General features: G+C 72.4%; 19 protein-coding genes. 8 read left to right on the top strand and 11 right to left on the bottom strand.

The genetic code is table 11. The features are described from left to right. The first annotated feature begins 45 nt into the window (after positions 1-45). The gene (locus tag ACZZ9K_RS01305; protein WP_463443148.1) at positions 46-1062 is read left to right on the top strand and encodes a transporter substrate-binding domain-containing protein; all 1017 of its coding nucleotides are present in this window, start codon (positions 46-48) and stop codon (positions 1060-1062) included. Between the two features lie 362 nt (positions 1063-1424). Here the strand turns inward: ACZZ9K_RS01305 and ACZZ9K_RS01300 are convergent, their stop codons facing one another. Genes ACZZ9K_RS01300 through ACZZ9K_RS01290 form a run of 3 tightly spaced genes read right to left on the bottom strand, consistent with a single transcriptional unit; the run spans position 1425 to position 5178 of the window. Beyond that, positions 1425-2567: an LLM class flavin-dependent oxidoreductase gene (locus tag ACZZ9K_RS01300; RefSeq protein ID WP_463443147.1), complete on the bottom strand. Its 1143-nt coding sequence runs from the start codon at positions 2565-2567 to the stop codon at positions 1425-1427. Continuing rightward, positions 2564-3949: an NtaA/DmoA family FMN-dependent monooxygenase gene (locus tag ACZZ9K_RS01295; protein WP_463443146.1), complete on the bottom strand. Its 1386-nt coding sequence runs from the start codon at positions 3947-3949 to the stop codon at positions 2564-2566. The genes ACZZ9K_RS01300 and ACZZ9K_RS01295 overlap by 4 nt, the downstream gene beginning before the upstream one ends. Then, entirely contained in the window at positions 3946-5178 is a 1233-nt protein-coding gene (locus tag ACZZ9K_RS01290) for an LLM class flavin-dependent oxidoreductase (protein ID WP_463443145.1), read from the bottom strand. Before ACZZ9K_RS01290 ends, ACZZ9K_RS01295 begins: the two co-directional genes overlap by 4 nt. A 218-nt stretch (positions 5179-5396) precedes the next feature. On the opposite strand from ACZZ9K_RS01290, the gene ACZZ9K_RS01285 reads away from it, so the two are divergent. After that, positions 5397-5957 (top strand): histidine phosphatase family protein, encoded by a 561-nt coding sequence (locus ACZZ9K_RS01285; RefSeq protein ID WP_463443144.1) that lies wholly within the window; start codon positions 5397-5399, stop codon positions 5955-5957. A gap of 69 nt (positions 5958-6026) precedes the next feature. On the opposite strand, the gene ACZZ9K_RS01280 is transcribed toward ACZZ9K_RS01285, so the two are convergent. Together ACZZ9K_RS01280 and ACZZ9K_RS01275 are read right to left on the bottom strand one after the other, a co-directional pair. After that, on the bottom strand, positions 6027-7049 hold the full coding sequence (locus tag ACZZ9K_RS01280) for an SLAC1 family transporter (RefSeq protein ID WP_463443143.1): 1023 nt from the start codon (positions 7047-7049) through the stop codon (positions 6027-6029). 68 nt (positions 7050-7117) lie between these two features. Then, positions 7118-7957: a DUF1684 domain-containing protein gene (locus ACZZ9K_RS01275; RefSeq protein WP_463443142.1), complete on the bottom strand. Its 840-nt coding sequence runs from the start codon at positions 7955-7957 to the stop codon at positions 7118-7120. Positions 7958-8108: 151 nt separating this feature from the next. Here ACZZ9K_RS01275 and ACZZ9K_RS01270 point away from each other — a divergent pair, with 151 nt between their 5' ends. Further along, a complete protein-coding gene (locus tag ACZZ9K_RS01270; RefSeq protein ID WP_463443141.1) occupies positions 8109-9335 on the top strand; it encodes a cobalamin-independent methionine synthase II family protein in 1227 nt (408 codons plus the stop codon). 201 nt (positions 9336-9536) lie between these two features. Here the strand turns inward: ACZZ9K_RS01270 and ACZZ9K_RS01265 are convergent, their stop codons facing one another. After that, on the bottom strand, positions 9537-10496 hold the full coding sequence (locus tag ACZZ9K_RS01265; RefSeq protein ID WP_463443140.1) for an SDR family NAD(P)-dependent oxidoreductase: 960 nt from the start codon (positions 10494-10496) through the stop codon (positions 9537-9539). Positions 10497-10571: 75 nt separating this feature from the next. On the opposite strand from ACZZ9K_RS01265, the gene ACZZ9K_RS01260 reads away from it, so the two are divergent. Both ACZZ9K_RS01260 and ACZZ9K_RS01255 read left to right on the top strand, forming a co-directional pair. After that, a complete protein-coding gene (locus ACZZ9K_RS01260; RefSeq protein WP_027465422.1) occupies positions 10572-10832 on the top strand; it encodes a hypothetical protein in 261 nt (86 codons plus the stop codon). A 125-nt stretch (positions 10833-10957) separates the two neighbouring features. Further along, the gene (locus ACZZ9K_RS01255; protein ID WP_463443139.1) at positions 10958-11806 is read left to right on the top strand and encodes a glycoside hydrolase family 16 protein; all 849 of its coding nucleotides are present in this window, start codon (positions 10958-10960) and stop codon (positions 11804-11806) included. Positions 11807-11848: 42 nt separating this feature from the next. Here the strand turns inward: ACZZ9K_RS01255 and ACZZ9K_RS01250 are convergent, their stop codons facing one another. After that, positions 11849-12064: a hypothetical protein gene (locus ACZZ9K_RS01250; RefSeq protein WP_138803199.1), complete on the bottom strand. Its 216-nt coding sequence runs from the start codon at positions 12062-12064 to the stop codon at positions 11849-11851. A 22-nt stretch (positions 12065-12086) separates the two neighbouring features. Continuing rightward, positions 12087-12425 carry a DUF3140 domain-containing protein gene (locus tag ACZZ9K_RS01245; protein ID WP_071244508.1) on the bottom strand — a complete coding sequence of 113 codons (339 nt, stop codon included), beginning with the start codon at positions 12423-12425 and terminating at the stop codon, positions 12087-12089. Between the two features lie 114 nt (positions 12426-12539). Here ACZZ9K_RS01245 and ACZZ9K_RS01240 point away from each other — a divergent pair, with 114 nt between their 5' ends. Continuing rightward, positions 12540-12686 carry a hypothetical protein gene (locus ACZZ9K_RS01240; protein ID WP_163343702.1) on the top strand — a complete coding sequence of 49 codons (147 nt, stop codon included), beginning with the start codon at positions 12540-12542 and terminating at the stop codon, positions 12684-12686. 64 nt (positions 12687-12750) lie between these two features. Beyond that, positions 12751-13698, top strand: a complete 948-nt coding sequence (locus tag ACZZ9K_RS01235) for a methyltransferase family protein (RefSeq protein WP_463443138.1) — start codon at positions 12751-12753, stop codon at positions 13696-13698. Here ACZZ9K_RS01235 and ACZZ9K_RS01230 read toward each other — a convergent pair. The 3 genes from ACZZ9K_RS01230 to ACZZ9K_RS01220 all read right to left on the bottom strand — a co-directional run bounded on the left by ACZZ9K_RS01230 (position 13679) and on the right by ACZZ9K_RS01220 (position 16028). Continuing rightward, positions 13679-14095, bottom strand: coding sequence for a VOC family protein (locus tag ACZZ9K_RS01230; RefSeq protein WP_027465416.1), 417 nt, complete (start codon positions 14093-14095; stop codon positions 13679-13681). The two genes, ACZZ9K_RS01235 and ACZZ9K_RS01230, sit on opposite strands and share 20 nt — an antisense overlap. Positions 14096-14337: 242 nt before the next feature. Further along, positions 14338-14952: a DapH/DapD/GlmU-related protein gene (locus ACZZ9K_RS01225; RefSeq protein ID WP_463443137.1), complete on the bottom strand. Its 615-nt coding sequence runs from the start codon at positions 14950-14952 to the stop codon at positions 14338-14340. A 119-nt stretch (positions 14953-15071) separates the two neighbouring features. Then, complete coding sequence (locus ACZZ9K_RS01220; protein ID WP_185974162.1) at positions 15072-16028, bottom strand: AraC family transcriptional regulator; 957 nt, start codon at positions 16026-16028, stop codon at positions 15072-15074. A 106-nt stretch (positions 16029-16134) separates the two neighbouring features. On the opposite strand from ACZZ9K_RS01220, the gene ACZZ9K_RS01215 reads away from it, so the two are divergent. Then, positions 16135-16464 (top strand): hypothetical protein, encoded by a 330-nt coding sequence (locus ACZZ9K_RS01215; RefSeq protein WP_051596706.1) that lies wholly within the window; start codon positions 16135-16137, stop codon positions 16462-16464. The last annotated feature ends 22 nt before the right edge of the window (positions 16465-16486 follow it).

Genomic DNA, 16486 nt, shown 5'->3' with positions numbered 1-16486 from the left:
CCCCTGACCCGATCCCTGATCCCCGCACGCACCCCAAGGAGAACCATGTCCACGATCACCCCCGCCCGCTGGCGCAACCGCGCCGGCTTCCTCTTCCTCGCTGCCGGCGTCGTCGTCGCCCTCGCCGGGTGCTCGGCGGGCGCTTCCGCCGACACGAGCGGCGCACCCGACGGCTCCGTCACCATCGGCGCCGCCTCGAACGGTGCCGCGAAGGAGACGACCCTCGAGGTCACCGAGGACACGACGCTGCACGACGCACTCCCCGCCGCCGTCCGGAAGTCCGGCAAGCTGACGATCGGCGTGGGTGCCCTGCCCGCCGGGTTCCCGCCGCTCGCCTTCACCGGCGACGACCAGAAGACCATCACCGGATCGGAGCCCGACCTCGGACGGCTCGTCGCCGCGAAGCTCGGGCTGCGCGCGGACGTGCAGAACGCCACGTGGGACAACCTGTTCGTCGGCATCGACAGCGGCAAGTACGACGCCGGCTTCTCGAACGTCACGGTCACCGAGCAGCGCAAGGAGAAGTACGACTTCGCCTCGTACCGGCAGGACAACCTGGCGTTCCAGGTGCTGGCGTCGAGCTCGCTGCGGTTCGACGGCGACCCGTCCGTGCTCGCCGGCAAGACGCTGTCCGTCAGTTCCGGCACGAACCAGGAGAACATCCTGCTCGAGTGGCAGAAGGAGCTCCGGTCCGAGGGCAAGGACTTCACGATCAAGTACTACCCGGACGGCAACGCGGTGAGGCTCGCGCTCGACTCGGGCAAGATCGACGCATACTTCGGCCCGAACCCGACGATCGCGTACCAGAACACGCAGAGCACGAGCACCGCGAAGCCGACGACGACCGCGGGCACGTACTCCGGCGCCGGCTCCTCGTTGCAGGGGCTCATCGCCGCGACGACCAAGCGGGACAGCGGGATCGCGAAGCCCGTCGCGGCGGCGATCAACGAGCTCATCGAGGACGGCACCTACGCGAAGTGGCTCGCGGCCTACAACCTGTCGAACGAGGCCGTGAAGACGTCCGAGGTGAACCCCGAGGGTCTGCCGCTCGACAACAGCTGAGGTGTGCCGGGACATCCCCGTGGCCGTCGTGGTCGCGGGGGTGTCGTGCGTGCGGGGGGGGGACGCGGGCTTTCGCGAACGAGCAGGAACGACGATGTCGACGTCGCACGACTGCGACGATGTCGCTCGGGACGCACCGTTCGAGCTGTGCGCGCCCCCTGGAACACGGGACGGGTCCGCGACGCCACCACGGTGCGGACGGGAGGCCCGTGGCGGCCTGGCACCGTGCCTCCCGTCCGTACCGTGCCGGGTTCCGCACCTCGTGCCCGGTTCCGCACCCCGTGCCCGGCCCGCACCGTGCGCTGCGCGCACGAACGACTCCGTCGCTGTCGGACGACAGCGACGGAGTCGTTCCGCGTCGGTCAGCGCGCGGCGGCCGCCGGCTCCCGCAGGTCGGCGCGCGCCGCCCACTCCGCGGCGAGCAGCTCGTAGGAGCGCACCCGCGCGTCGTGGTCGTGCGCGATGGTCGTGACGAGCAACTCGTCCGCTCCCGTGACGCGCCGGAGTGTCTCGAGCCGTTCCGCGACGTGTGCCGGGTCGCCGACGAACCGGGTCGCGAGCCGGTCCGCCACCGACGCGGCGGCCTCGTCCGGCAGCCGCGTCGCTCGAGCCTCGTCCGGGGTGGGGTACTCGATCGCCCCGACGCCGGAGCGGATCGAGTGCACCCACTGGGCGTACCCGAGCCCGAGTTGGTCCGCCTCGGCCGCGGTCGGCGCCACGAGCACGTCGGCCGAGACGATGACGTGCGGGGCGTCGAGCACGCCCGGGCGGAATGCGTCGCGGTAGGCCTGCACCGACGCCAGGACCGTGCCGGGCGACGTGTGGTAGTTCGCGCCGTACGGCAGCCCGAGCGCGCCGGCGATCCGGGCGCTCTCGCCGCCGGTGGAGCCGTGGATCCACAGCTCGACGGCGGCACCCCCGGCTGGCGGCGCCCCGATCAGCGCACCGTCTCGTGACCACGTGCCGGCGAACAGGCCGCGGATCAGGTCGAGTTCGCCCGCGAACCGGTCGACGTCGCCCGGCACCCGGCCGAGCAGCTCCCCCTGCAGGGCGAACCGGCTGCCCGGCGCGATGCGGAACTCGAACGGCGCGGGGACGAGCAGGCCGTCGACGACCTGGTCGGTCCGCGGGGCGAGCGACGGCGGCTTCGGGGTGCCGGGTGCTGGTGCTCCTGAGCGGCCGAGCCCGAGATCGATGCGCGGCCCGTACAGCGCGGCGAGCGTGCCGAAGGTCTCGGCGATCTGCAGCCCGCGGACGTTGCCGACCAGGGTCGCGGCGCTGCCGACCCGGATGGTCGAGGTGGCGGCGGCGACCGCACCGATGACGATCGTCGGGGCGCTGCCGGCGACCCCGGGGTTCAGGTGGTGCTCGGCCAGCCAGTACCGGGCGTACCCGGCACGTTCGGCACGCTGTGCGAGGTCGACCGTGTTCGCCAGGGCCTCGGCGGGGGTCGACCCGCTGCTCACCGGCACGAGGTCGAGGACGGAGAGCGGGACCCGGCTCATGCGAGCACCCGCTGCCGGTCGAGGACCCGTCCGGGCAGGTCGAGCGTCTGGCGGAGCGTGGCGCCCTCGTCGTACGACTGCCGGTACACGCCGCGCTCCTGCAGCAGTGGGACGACCCGGTCGACGAACTCGTCGAGCCCGTACGGGTTCGTGTGCGGCACGACGACGAAGCCGTCGGTGGCGCGCTCCTGTACGTACCGGTCGATCTCGGCGGCGATGTGCGCGGGTGTACCGACGAAGCCGCCACGGGTGGAGGCGCGGATGACCAGGTCACGGATCGACAGGTGTTCGGCCGCGGCGAGGTCGCGCCACGACTGCACCAGTGCGGGCACGTCGCGGGTGTGACGGACGCGGCCACGGGTGATGTCGGCGCTCTCCAGGTCCGGCTCGACCGAGGGCAACGGCCCGTCGACGTCGTACGACGACAGGTCACGGTTCCACACCTGTTCGAGGAACGCGATCGCGGTCGCCGGGCTGACCTGGGCACGGCGGATGGCCCGGGAACGTTCCTCGGCCTCGTCCGCCGTGTCGCCGAGCACGAAGGTCGCGCCGGGCAGGATCTGCAGCTCGTCCTTCGACCGTCCGACCCGTTCGAGTCGCTCGGTCACGTCGCGGTAGAACGACTGCGCGTCGTCGAACTCGGTGTGCAGCGAGAAGATCACCTCGGCGTGCCCGGCGGCGAGGTCGCGGCCCTCGTCGGAGTCACCCGCCTGCACGATCACGGGGTGCCGCTGGGGGCTGCGCGGGACCGGGAACGTGCCGGTCACGTCGAACTGCGGGCCGTGGTGGTCGACGTCGTGGATGCGGGAGCGGTCGGCGAAGGCCCCGGCGGCCAGGGTCCCGGCGGCACCCGACCCGTTCGCCACGATCGCGTCCGACTCCCACGAGTCCCAGAGTTCGCGGGACAGCTCCACGAACTCGGCGGCCCGCGTGTACCGGTCGGCGTGGTCGAGGAACCCGCCACGGCGGAAGTTCGCACCGTGGAACGCGTCCGAGCTCGTCACGACGTTCCAGCCAGCGCGGCCGTCCGTCAGGTGGTCGAGCGTGGCGAGCTGCTTCGCGAGTTCGACGGGCTCGTTGAAGGTGGTCTGCAGGGTGCCGACCAGACCGATGTGGTCGGTGACCCCGGCCAGCGCGGCCAGGATCGCGAGCGTGTTCGGACGCCCGACGACGTCGAGGTCGTGAATGCGGCCCTTCTGCTCGCGGAGCCGTAGCCCCTCGGCGAGGAACAGGAAGTCGAAGAACCCACGCTCGGCGTTCCGGGCGAAGTGCTCGAACGACGAGAACGCGATCTGGCTCTCGGCTCGGTCGTCACTCCAGACGGTGGTGTTGTTGACGCCCGGGAAGTGGGCGGCGAGGTGGACCTGACGCTTGGCGCTCATGCTGAGACCCCCGAGGAGACGGAACCGACACCGGAACCGGCACCGGTGACGGCAGGACGCGCGTACCGGCTGACCGCCGGCGCGATGCCGAGCCGCGTGCGCAGGTCGGCGGTGGGACGGGACGCCACGTCGGCGCGGAGCCCCGCGGTGACGAGCGCCGGGACGAGCTGCCTGGCGATGGCGGTCGAGTCGATCGGGATGCGCAGCGGCCGGAGCCGGACACCGGCGTACCCGAGGGCCCGCAGGTCCCCGATCCGTGCCACGAGGTCCGGCACCGTCGTCGCGAGGACGGACGTGTCCGACCCGGAGCCGACGGCGTACGGGCCCCCGGCGGCCCCGTCGAGCACGGCGAGCTCGTCGACGGCGGCTGCCGGCGACGACCCGATGAGCACCGCGAGGTCCGCCAGGACCGGACGACGGAGGTCGGACCCGGCCGCCTGCTCGGCGTCACGGACGAGTGCCAGCGCGTCCCGCGCCTCCCGGCCGTCGAATCCTGGCGTGACCAGCACGACGTCCGCAGCATCCACCGCGAACGCCGCCGCGTCGGCGCGGTGTGCCAGCGCGAACACCGGCGGCCGCCCCTGCGGCGACCGCGGCACGATCGACGCGCCGTGCACCGAGACGAACGAATCGGAGAACGCCGCGTTGTGGATGCGGCCGCGGTCGATGAAGCGGCCGGTCGTGACGTCGCGGATGATCGCATCGTCGTCCCAGCTGTCCCAGAGTCGGGAGACGACCTCGGCGACCTCGCGGGCCTCGTCGAACAGCGTGGCCGCGTCGTCGCCGCCGGGGCGGCGGCCGAACAGCGCGGCCTCGCGGGTCGTCGGACTCACCTGGATCCGCCACCCGGCTCGCCCCAGTGAGACGTGGTCGAGGGTCTGGAGGCCCGTGGCGACGTGGAACGGTTCGGTGTGCGTGACCGAGACGGTCGGCACCAGACCGATCGCGCGGGTCGCGGGGGCGACCGCGTTCGCGACGAGGAGGGCGTCGAGGCGGCCGACGACGGTCGACGTGTCGAGATCGCCGTCGGGGACGGTGGGGCCGGCGGTGAAGGAGTCCTCGAGGGTGACGGCGTCGACTCCGAGCCGGTCCTGCTCGACGACGACGTCGCGCCAGTGCCGGAGGCTCGTGAGGCGCTGTGGTGCCGAGCCGGCGGCGCGCCAGGCGGCGGGATGCCACCCGGCGCCCTGCAGCGCGGTGACGAGGGTGATGCGGTCGGGCACGGTCATGGGGCGACGCTAGGACGGTTCGGCCGGACGGCGAAGCGGTGTTGCGGAACGTGACCGACGGTGTCGCCGTGTGACGCGCGGCGGGCGGGCGGCGCGAGGCGGGGCGTCGCTCGGGGCGAGGTTGTCCACTCGGTGCGTCGGAACAGACCGGGCACGGAGTGGGCAACCTCGCACCGGACGGGGCCGGGGCGCACCTCGCACCGTGCGAGGATCGGCGGATGGTCTCGTCGTTCCTGACCCACGCTCAAGTGGTGGTCGACCCCGCGGTCCCGATCGAGTCGTGGGGGCTGTCGCCCGAGGGACGCGTCCGGGCCGCCGCCGCACAGCGGCTCGCCTGGACGCCGGGCTCCCGGCGGATCGTCTCGAGCACCGAGCGCAAGGCCGTCGAGACCGCCGACCTGCTCGCCAGCGCCGTCGGGCTGTCGGTGGAGCACGACCCGCTGCTGGGCGAGATCGACCGGAGCGCGACCGGCTACCTGCCGCCGTCCGAGTTCGAGGCCGTCGTCGACGCGTTCTTCGCCCGACCCGAGCAGTCGGTCCGCGGCTGGGAGCGGGCGATCGACGCCCAGGAGCGCATCGTCGCGGCCGTCCGCCGGCACTGCGCCACCGGCGACCTCACGATCGTGTCGCACGGTGCGGTCGGCGCGCTGCTCCTGGCCCACCTGCGCGGCGTCCCGATCACGCGCGCCCTCGACCAGCCCGGCATGGGCAGCGTCTTCCGCTTCGACGCGCCCGCCTGGCGGGCGACCAGCGGCTGGAGACGCGTCCCCGCGACCTGACGGGAGGCGCGGGGCGGGGCCGCCACGGGCCTCCCGTCCGCCGCCTGCGCGGCCCGACCGCCCCGCTCGTCAGACCACGCGCGTCGCGCCCGTCACGGGGCCGGGGGCGGCGTCCTCGTCGTCGGCGTCGTGCAGGGTCCGTTCGGCCTGCCCGAGCAGGTGGTGCACGGCGAGGCCGATCGAGCGGGCACCGACGACCGCGACCAGCACGCTCAGCAGCGCCAGCAACGCGACGGTGGGGACCCAGGCGGACGGCAGCGCGAGTGCCCGGAACCACTCCACTGCGGCGGTGGCGACCGCGGCGGCCGGGAACACGAACGACCAGAACCCGAGCGAGAACGCCAGGCGGACGTACCGCGGCAGCAGGGCCAGCTGCACGAGGACCATCAGGACGCCGAGTCCCGCGATGGCCTGCACGGGCAGGGTGACCGCTCCGTCGGTGAGGGCGAAGACCGACAGGGTGGCGACCGCCGGCGGCGCGACCAGGATCGCCATCGTCGGCACGAGCGGCCCCGGCAGCGCCGGCCGGAACGCCAGCCGGATGAGCAGCAGGCCGGTCATGACACCCCAGAAGAACACGCCGACGCCGAGGGCCGGCCAGGACAGCCAGCCGACGCCGACCTCGTGTGTGGCGACCGAGGCGACCAGCGCCGCGGCGACGGTCGGCAGCAGGTAGCCGCCGTGCACGGACTCCAGGGCGAGTCGGCCCTCGAACCAGGTGCTCAGCAGCCAGGCGGCGAAGCCGGCCGCGGTGGCCACGGCGGCGAGCACCACGACCTGCCCGGCGACGGGGGCGAACCGCGCGAGGTCGACGCCGAGCAGCATCGCGGTCGCCGGCACGAGCGCGGCGATCGGCCCCTGCGCCGGGTGGCGGAGCTGGTCGACGAGCCGTTCGCTGACCCGAGCGCCCCGGACGGCGTGCGCACCGAGCAGCCACACCCACACGACGGCCGCGATCGCCCAGAACACCTGCGGCACCACGGTGGGCAGGTGCAGCACGGGGGCGGCGTACGACCACGTCTCGGCGAAGCCGGCGAGGCCGAACGGGACGGCGAGGGTGTTGAGCGGGATGCGGGAAGTGGGTCGTGGCATGGCTCCCCCATTCTCCCGGACGGGTCGGCTGCGTCGGAGCGCGCCCGGGGGCCGTGCGTGCTCCGCGGTCAGGCTGCGGGCAGCTGCTCGCCCGCCTCGATCGCCACGTCGAGCCGGTTCTCGGCGGGCGGCAGCGGGCAGGTCGCGTGCGGGGTGTACGCGCACGGCAGGTTCGTCGACCGGTTGAAGTCGATGCGGGTGGCACCGTCGGCATCCGGTGCGGCGATGTCGAGACTCCGGTTCGCCGCGTACGTCGTGACCCCGCTCGTGCGGTCGGTGAACAGCACGTGCAGGCCGCCGGCGTGCCCGTTGAACGCCAGGAGCGAGCGCGGCCCGTCGAGGTCGAACGTCAGGACGCCGGGGGCCTCGTACACGTGCAGCAAGCCGTCGACGACGCTGCCCACCGTGACCTCGCGCGGGCTGTCGAACGGCTCGAAGTGCGCGTCCACGACGAAGCGTTCAGCGGGGGCGTACGCCGGGGTGCCGTGGTAGCCGACGCGGGTGGGGTTCGACGGGTGCCGCGGGCGCAGCAGGTCGCTGCCGCCGCGCCGGGCGACCTCGATCACCACGGTCTCGTCGCCGTCGCGCCACACCACGTTCGTGCTCGAGCGCTCGGGCAGCGGGCCGAACCGGTGCGTCCCGCTGACGTGCTGCCCGTCGACCTCGATCGTCTCGTCCTCGGCAAGTGCGACCACCGGGCCGTCCTCGTCCGTCGACCAGCTGCCCGGTGCGTCCTCGAAGCGTTCCGGCGTGGCGGTGAGCCAACGGATGCTGGTGATCGCGAGGAACCCGTGCTCGCTCGCCCGGGCCTGCTCGTGGTCGTCGTGCCACGTGGTCCACGACTCGGCGAAGATCGGTGCGGTCGTGGTGGTCGGGGTCGTGGCGTTCGCCGGGGTCGTCGTGCTCATGGGTCGACCGTACGACGCGTGGCCCGGCGGTGCGTCGCGGAACGTAACGGGCCCGACCCCTCGTGGCAGAGTGGCACTGCAGCGCACCGCGAAGCCTCGCGCGCGGCCCCCGACTCCCGACAGTCCGCACTCATCGAGAGGAAGCCAGCGCATGCCCTTCGAGAACACCGACCGCATCCAGGCCACCACCGCCGGATCGCTCCCCCGCACCCCGGAGCTCATCGCCGCGAACGCCGCACGGCCCGTGGCCGCCGACGGCTTCACACTCGAGACCACCGACGAGGTCCGCGCCCTGACGAGCGCGGCCGTCGACGACGTCGTCGCACGGCAGACCGCGCTCGGCATCACGCAGCCCGGCGACGGCGAGTTCGGCAAGGCGATGTCGAACAGCGTCGACTACGGCGCCTGGTGGGGGTACTCGTTCCAGCGCGTCAGCGGCCTGAGCCTGACCGACGAGAACATCTTCTCGCAGCAGCCGGTCCGGTCCACGCCGGGGAACATCCGGCTCACGAGCTTCCCGGACCGCCGCGACTGGACGATCTTCCACGACGCCTACACCGACCCCGAGTCGGGCATCGGCACCGGCAAGAACGCCACCGCGTTCCCGACCACCACCGGCCCGATCACCTACACCGGCCACGAGGCCGCGGCCACCGACGCCGCGAACCTCAAGCACGCGGTGGAGGCCGCCGGCGCGGACAACGGCTTCATCACGGCGCTCTCCCCCGGCTCCGCCGCCCGCATCGCGAACGAGTACTACGCGACGGAGGAAGAACACATCTGGGCGTGGGCCGACGCCCTGCGCGAGGAGTACACGACGATCCTCGACGCCGGCCTGGTGCTGCAGATCGACGACCCCTCGATCGCCGAGAACTGGGACCAGATCAACCCCGAGCCGAGCATCGAGGACTACCGCGCCTTCACCCGCATCCGTGTCGAGGCGCTCAACCACGCGCTGCAGGGCCTCGACACCAGCCGCGTGCGCTTCCACCTGTGCTGGGGTTCCTGGCACGGCCCGCACACCACCGACATCGAGCTCCGCCACATCGTCGACCTGATGCTCGACATCGACGCCGGCGCGTACTCGTTCGAGGCCGCGAACGCCCGCCACGAGCACGAGTGGACCGTCTGGCAGGACGTCACCCTGCCCGATGGCAAGGTCATCGTCCCCGGTGTCGTCGGACACGCCACGAACGTCGTCGAGCACCCCGACCTCGTCGCGCAGCGCATCGAGCGGTTCGCCTCGGTGGTCGGGCGTGAGCGCGTCATCGCCGGCACGGACTGCGGCCTCGGCGGCCGCGTGCACCCGCAGATCGCCGCGGCGAAGCTCGAGTCCCTCGGCGAGGGTGCTCGGCGCGCGAGCGCGAAGCTCTTCTAGCCGCCCGTTCCTTCCCAGAACGGCTGCGATACCTGGGGAGATCGGGCGTACCTGCCAAGAAGAACACGGCAGGTACGCCCGGTTCCGCCAGGTACGCCCGGTTCCGCCAGGTACGCCCGGTTCCGGCAGGTACGCCCGGCAGTGCAGGCACGCACGGGCGGACGGAGGCACGGTGCGGGCTGGCACCGTGCCTCCAGGCCGTCAGCGGCGTCGGCCCAGGGCGACGGCCGCGACCGCGACGAGCGCTCCGGCCCACAGCACGGGGCGCGTGACGCGCCGTCGCTTCGCGACCCAGCCGCCGTTCGTCGCGTTCGCGGCGTCGGCGGGGGCGTAGAGGTTCCCGTCGGTCGGGGCGCCCTTGCCGCGGAGCGCGAACGTCTCCACCATCGGCTTCGTGATCTTGTGGAACAGGCCCGGGAACACGTACTGCAACGGCACGAGCGACGCCTGGATCCGTCCGACGAAGCGGTAGCGCTTGGGGTGTGTGGCGGCCTGCACGACGGCACGGCCGGCCCGCTCGACCGAGACGGTGGGCGGCAGCGGGTGCGAGGTCTTGCCGGTGTAGTTGGCACCGTTCTGGTAGATCGGGGTGTCGATCGTGGACGGCAGCAGTGCGGTGAACTCGATGCCGGTGCCCGCGAACTCGTCACCGAGCACGTCGACCAGGCCGAGGGCCGCGTGCTTGCTCGTCACGTACGCCGACTGGTACGGCGCCGAGAGCAGCGACTGGATCGAACCGACGAGCACGTAGGTGCCCTTCCCGCGCTGCTTCCAGTGCGGCAGCAGGTGCGTGATGGCGTTGAGGTGCCCGTACAGGTTCGTGTCGACGACGCGCTTGAACGCCTCGGTGGGGGTCTGCTCGAACAGGCCGTAGACGAACAGGGCCGCGTTGCCGACGAAGACGTCGATGCGACCGAAGCGGGTCGTCACCGTGCCGATGAGGTCCTTGACCTGGTGCTCGTCGGCGACGTCCGTCGGGATCGCGATCGCCTCGGCGCCGAGCTTCCGGCACTCGGCGGCTGCGGCCTCGAGCGAGTCGTGCCCGCGTGCGGCGAGCACGAGCGTGGCGCCCTGCCGGGCGAACTCGTGTGCGGCGGCCCTCCCGATGCCGCTCGATGCTCCGGTGATGACGACGATCTTCCCGCGGTACCGATGTCCCATGTGTCCTTGGTACCCGGCCGTGGTCCGTTCCCGCACAGCCGGGTCGTACCCCTGCACGCGGTGCGAAGATGGAGCATGCGCAAGGACGACCTGACCGTCGACGAAGCCGCGGTCATCGCCGAGCACGCCCGCTCCGGTGTCCTCGACGTCGACGACCCCGAGGTGCGGAAGGTCGTCGAGCAGGCGAACCGGGTGCTGGTCCGTGCGCAGATGTGGGGCGAGGAGCGGAGCCCGAAGCTGCGGCGTCGCCGACGGCTCATCGCGGTCGGCGCCCTCGTGATGGTGCTCGTCTGGGTCGCTGGACTGCTCGTGCCGCTGGCGATGCGCTTCGGCTGACGGGTCCGTCGGCGCCGGCTGCGGTGTGCGCGGGGCGGATCAACCACGGTGCAGCCCTGGTCTGACTCGTCCGGATGGTGCATGATCCGACGACCACACCACCATCGCGCTGCAGGGAGCACGACATGGACCAGCACATCGATCGACGGCGCTTCATGACGCTCGGACTCGCCGGAGCCGCGACGACCGCCCTCGGCGCGACGGCGATCGGCGCGGACGGGTCGGCGGAGGCAGCGACCACGTCGGCTGCCGCCCCTGTGCTGCTCGCCGCCGACGAGTTCGACGGCCCGGCCGGCAGCGCGCCGAACCCGGGGATCTGGCGGTACGACCTGGGTGCCGGCGGCTGGGGCAACGCCGAGTTGCAGACCTACACGGACTCGCGGCGGAACGCGGCGCTCGACGGTGCCGGCAACCTCGTGATCAACGCACACCGCGAGGCCGACGGCTCGTACTCGTCGGCCCGACTGAAGTCCGAGAGCACCTACACCGCGCAGTACGGCCGCATCGAGGCGCGGATCCGGATCCCCCGCGGTCAGGGCATCTGGCCGGCGTTCTGGATGCTCGGCGCGGACATCGGGCAGGTCGGGTGGCCGGCGTGCGGGGAGATCGACGTCATGGAGAACGTCGGGTACGAGCCGGGGATCGTGCACGGCACGGTGCACGGCCCCGGGTACTCCGGCGCGCAGGGCATCTCGGCGGCGTACACGGCCCCGTCCGGAGCAGCCTTCGCCGACGACTTCCACGTGTACGGGGTCGACTGGCGCCCCGGCTCCATCACCTGGACGGTCGACGGTTTCGCGTACCGGACGGTCACCCGGGCCGACGTCGGCTCGGCGACGTGGGTGTTCGACAAGCCGTTCTTCGTGATCCTCAACGTCGCGGTCGGCGGGAACTGGCCGGGTTCGCCCGACGCCTCGACGCGGTTCCCGCAGCAGATGACGATCGACTGGCTGCGGGTCCACCAGAACGCCTAGCCGGGCCCGCGCAGCCGATCCGGTCGGTCCTGCGCTGCCCGCTCAGGGACGGCGGTTCGCCCGGGCGACGAGCCACAGGTAGGTGCTGTGCCCGACCAGGGCGAGTCCGAAGAACACCGCGGCGACCGCGTACACCCGGTCGAGCTTGCCCTGCCCGATCACGAGCATCACGACGCAGAACGCGACCGCGATCGCGAGGACACCGACCTGCACGGTCGACCAGATCCGTCGGAAGCGCGGCATGCCCGTCTCGTTCACGCACCCATTCTGCCCGATGCCGTCAGTGCTTCTCCGGGTCGTGGCCCCAGTTCATGAGCGAGTACCGCCAGGGGGTGTCGTGCACGTCGCCGTCGGGACGCTGCTCGGAGTGCCGGGCGACGTAGCCGACGACCTTCCGCATGTGCGCCAGGTCGTCGTCGGTGCGGTCGGCCTTGTGCTTCTCGAGGATGCGGATGATGTGCCGACCGCTCTCGTGGCCGGTCGACTCGCCGCCGCCGGAGGGCTTCTGCCCGACGGACTTCGACTCGTCGGTGTCGAGCCACTTCCGCAGCTCGGTGGCGGTCATGTTCACCGCGTCGTCGAAGTCGGCTCGTGTCTGCTCGTCGTCGTGCTCGCTCATGCCGTCGAGACAACCCGACGGTGCTGGACGACTGCGCAGGGCGGATCGCGTCTGATGGGAATGGAACGGCCCCGCCCGGTGTCGAACTCTCCACCGACCACGAAGGAGCCCACCATGAGCCTCGACCTCCACAAGAGCACCGGCGCCGGAACCGTCACCGACGAGCGCACCTGCCTGCCGAAGCCCGTCCTGCCCAGCCTGCACGACGAGCGCACCCCGTCCTTCGGCCGCTGGCTCGGACAGATCAACCACACCGACTGACCCACCAGCGGGAGCGAGGGCGCCCTCGGCCCGGGCCCTCGCCGCGCACTGCTACCGTGCACCCATGTCCTGGGGCCGGCGGTACTACGCGCTGCAAGCCGTCGGCGGAGCGGCCTGGTGGATCGCCGTCGCGACGGTGCCGTGGATCCGCACGGCGACGCTCGGCTCGCTCGACCCGGTGCTCGTCGCCGTGTTCGACGTCCCGCTGTTCGTCGTCGGCTCCGCGCTCGCCGCCGCCGGGGTCCGGGCCGCCGCGGTGGTCACGACGGTGTGGACCGCCCTGGTGCTCGTCGCCCTGAGCGTCTGGGCCACCGTGACCGGCGAGGCCGGCTGGGGTGTGCTCGTCATGCTGGCCGCCACGATCGGTTCGACGGTCGCCCTCGCCCTCGTCCTGCTCGGACGGGTCCCGACGGAGTGGGTGACGAGCGGTCCGCTGCGGATCCGCACCGCTGACGCCGCGGCCCCGCGCTCGCGGCACGTCACCGCGACCGTGCTGCAGATCGTCGTCTTCTGGGGCCTGTTCCTCGGGGTGTTCCCCCTGGTCATCGCGTTCGCCGAGCACCGCTGGGGCCTGCACCCGCTCCTGCCGTCACCTTTCGTCACCGCCCTCACCGTCGTCGGTGTGGTCGTGCTCCTGCTGGCCAGCGCGCTCGGCATCGCGTCGGCAGCGGCGATGTCGACGAAGGGCGAGGGCACGCCGCTGCCCTCGGCCACCGCGAACCGCCTGGTGGTCGCCGGGCCGTACCGGTCGGTGCGGAACCCGATGGCACTGGCCGGCATCACCCAGGGCGTCGCCGTCGGCCTGCTGCTGTCGTCGTGGCTGGTCGTCGTCTACGCGATCGCCGGTTCCGTGGTCTGGAACTGCATCGTCCGCCCGCTCGAGGAATCCGACCTGGCGGAACGGTTCGGCGACGACTTCCGCCGCTACGCCGAGCAGGTCCGCTGCTGGGTGCCGCGGTGGCCGGTGCCGGCGCGTGTGGGTTCGGTGCCGCTCAGCTCGTCGCGCCGCTGATGTTGACCAGCCACGACACCCCGTGGCGGTCGGTCAGCATGCCGAAGGTGTCGCCCCAGGGCGCGGTGGTGAGTGGTTCGACGATCGTCGCGCCCTGGGCGAGGCCGTTCCACCACCGCGTCAGCAGTTCGTGGTCGTCGCCGCTGAGCGAGAGCGAGATGCTGCTCTCCGCCGGTGTCGGCATGCCGGACGGCGCGTCCGAGGCCATCAGGAGCAGGCCCTGGTCGCCGTCGAGCTGCCCGTGCATCACCTTGTCGGCGTCGGCGGGGTCCTGGCTCATGCCGGCTTCACCGAACGTGCCGATGGTGAGCGTGCCACCGAAGACCGAGTGGTAGAACTCGAGCGCTTCGCGGGCACCGCTCCGGAACCCGAGGTAGGGGTTGAGGCGAACGGTCATGACGGTCTCCCTCGTCCTGCGCGGGCGCCGTCGCCCGCGTCGTGATCATGCTGGCAGAGTGCGCGTCCCCGCGGAAGGAGACGCCGTCGTCTTCGTCCGGCGCCGCCAGGTCGTCGAGACGCCTCCACATTCGGCGGCGTCTCGACGGCGGGGCGGCGTCGCAGCAGCACGCCGGCGTCTTCGAAGCAGCACCAACGCCGGACGGGAGGCGCGTGGCGGCGCCGCCACGCGCCTCCAGGTCGTCAGGCGGTGGGGTCCACCAGCGGTGGTCGCGCGGACGGGGCGAGCTCACGGATCCGCTTGGCGGGGACGCCGGCGTAGACGCCGTGCGCCGCCAGGCGGCCGACGACCACGGCGCCGGCGGCGACCACGACGTCGTGCTCGATGTGGGCGCCGGGCAGGATCGTGGCGCGGCCGCCGATCCAGACGTGCTCCTCGACGACCACCGGACGGCCGGTCGCGACGTCGCTCCACCGGCCCTCGGCGTCGATCTCGTGGTGGCTCGTCATGATGAGCACCTGCATCCCGATCGCGGTGTTCGCACCGATCGTCACGGGGGCGACGGCCTCGACGGTCACGTTCCGGTTGCAGAAGACGCCCCGGCCGATCGTGAGGTGCTTCGGGTCGCCCGTCAGCGAGAACCCGGTGCCCACGCCGGACTCGGCGTGGGCCCCGGCGGCACGGAGCAGCAGCCGACGGACGATCCGGGGCAGCAGCGGGGACCCGAGCAGTGCGGTGAAGACGAAGTGCTCACGGGCGTAGGAGGCGTCCTCGATGAGGCGGCGGCCGAACGTCGACGGATCGGTCGTCGGCGGGACGACCGCAGTCGGGACGGGTGGTGCTGCTGAGCCGGCCATGGGGTCTCCAGTCGTCGTGGCTGCGTGTCCGTGCAGCGCAAACGTAGGGCGACGATCGTCGGCGATCGGCCGGACGGCGGGCGGTTGCGGGATTCTTGCGGGGCCGCGCGGCCGCTCGCCTACGCGCGGGCGCCGTCGCGCGCGGTGGACGCCGTCTGCCGGGGCAGCTCGCCGAACTCCTCGCGGTAGCTCCCCGCGAACCGACCGAGGTGGGCGAACCCGGTGGCCCGGGCGATCTCGGCGATGCTCCGCCCGTCGCCCGACTCGAGCTGTTCGCGGGCGAGCAGCAGCCGGATGCGGCGCAGGTACATGGTCGGGGTGATGCCGTGGTGTCGCTGGAACGCCGCCTGCACGCCGCGCACGCTCAGGCCGGCGGCCTCGGCGACGTCGTCGACGGTGATCGGCTCGGTGGCGTGCTCGAGCAGGAAGGTCTCGGCACGGGCGAAGCGGGCGGTGGAGGCCATCACCGGCTCGTGCTGCCCGACCGGCCAGTGCGGGATCGCGGTGAGCAGACCACCGGCGGCGAACCGGGCGAGCTCCCGCTCGCGTTCGATCGGCACGGCGTCCGGTCCGGCCAGCACCTCTTGTGCGACGGACCGCACCATGAGCCACCAGGCAGCGAGCGGGGCTCCCTCGGGGACGTGCCGCGGACGGAACTCGATGGGACCGGGGGCCCAGTCCCCGCGCTCGGCGGCGACCTGCTCGACGATCGAGCGGTCGATGCGCAGGACGTCCTTGTTGCAGGCGATCCAGCGGAAGCGCTGGGGACCCTGACGGAAGAGCGTCGGGCGGCCGGTCTTCACGGTGTTCTCGTCGAGCTGGGCGACCCCGGACTTCATCCAGAAGATCATCATCGCGTCGCCCGGCTCGATCGTGCCGCTCAGGACCCCGGTGCAGCGGGTCGACTCGAGCGACAGCAGTGCCGTCCCGCGCACGCGCTCCTCGAACACGAACTCGGCGTCCGTCGGTTCGACCGACAGCCCGTGGGTGATGTGTGTCCGGGCCATCGCCTCGGCCGCGACCGACGGCTCGGCGGTCTGGATCTCCCGCAGCAGGCGGTGCATGGTCTCGGGCACGTGATGATCCTGACGACAAGTCGGCGTCGGCGCAACGAGCGACGCGCCGTGTTCCTGTACGACGGCCAGCCGACGGCCTGTTGGCTGTGCAGATGGAGGCCCGGACATGAAGCAGATCCAGTACGACCGCTCGACGATCCTGACGAGCGACGACGTGGCCGACGCCGTGATCGAGTACGCCGCAGCCCTGGCAGGCGGCAACCGGGCGGACACCGTCGCGATCCCCGCCGTGGCCGCCGACGGCACCATGACGACGACCAAGGTGCTGATCGGTCCGTCGAGCCAGCTCGTCGTCGAGGATGCCGAAGAGGACGAGCTCGAGCGCGAGGACGCGGGTTTCGTGGAACGGCTGCGGGCAGCCGCGCTGACCTTCGAGCACGACGAGGTGATCCACGCGGACACCCGGTCGGACCTGACCGACGGGCCGGTGGCGTAGGGGCGCCCCTGCGGAGCGCCAG

It is taken from the genome of Curtobacterium sp. AC268 (assembly GCF_979258745.1).
This window is presented reverse-complemented; position numbering and strand designations above follow the sequence as displayed.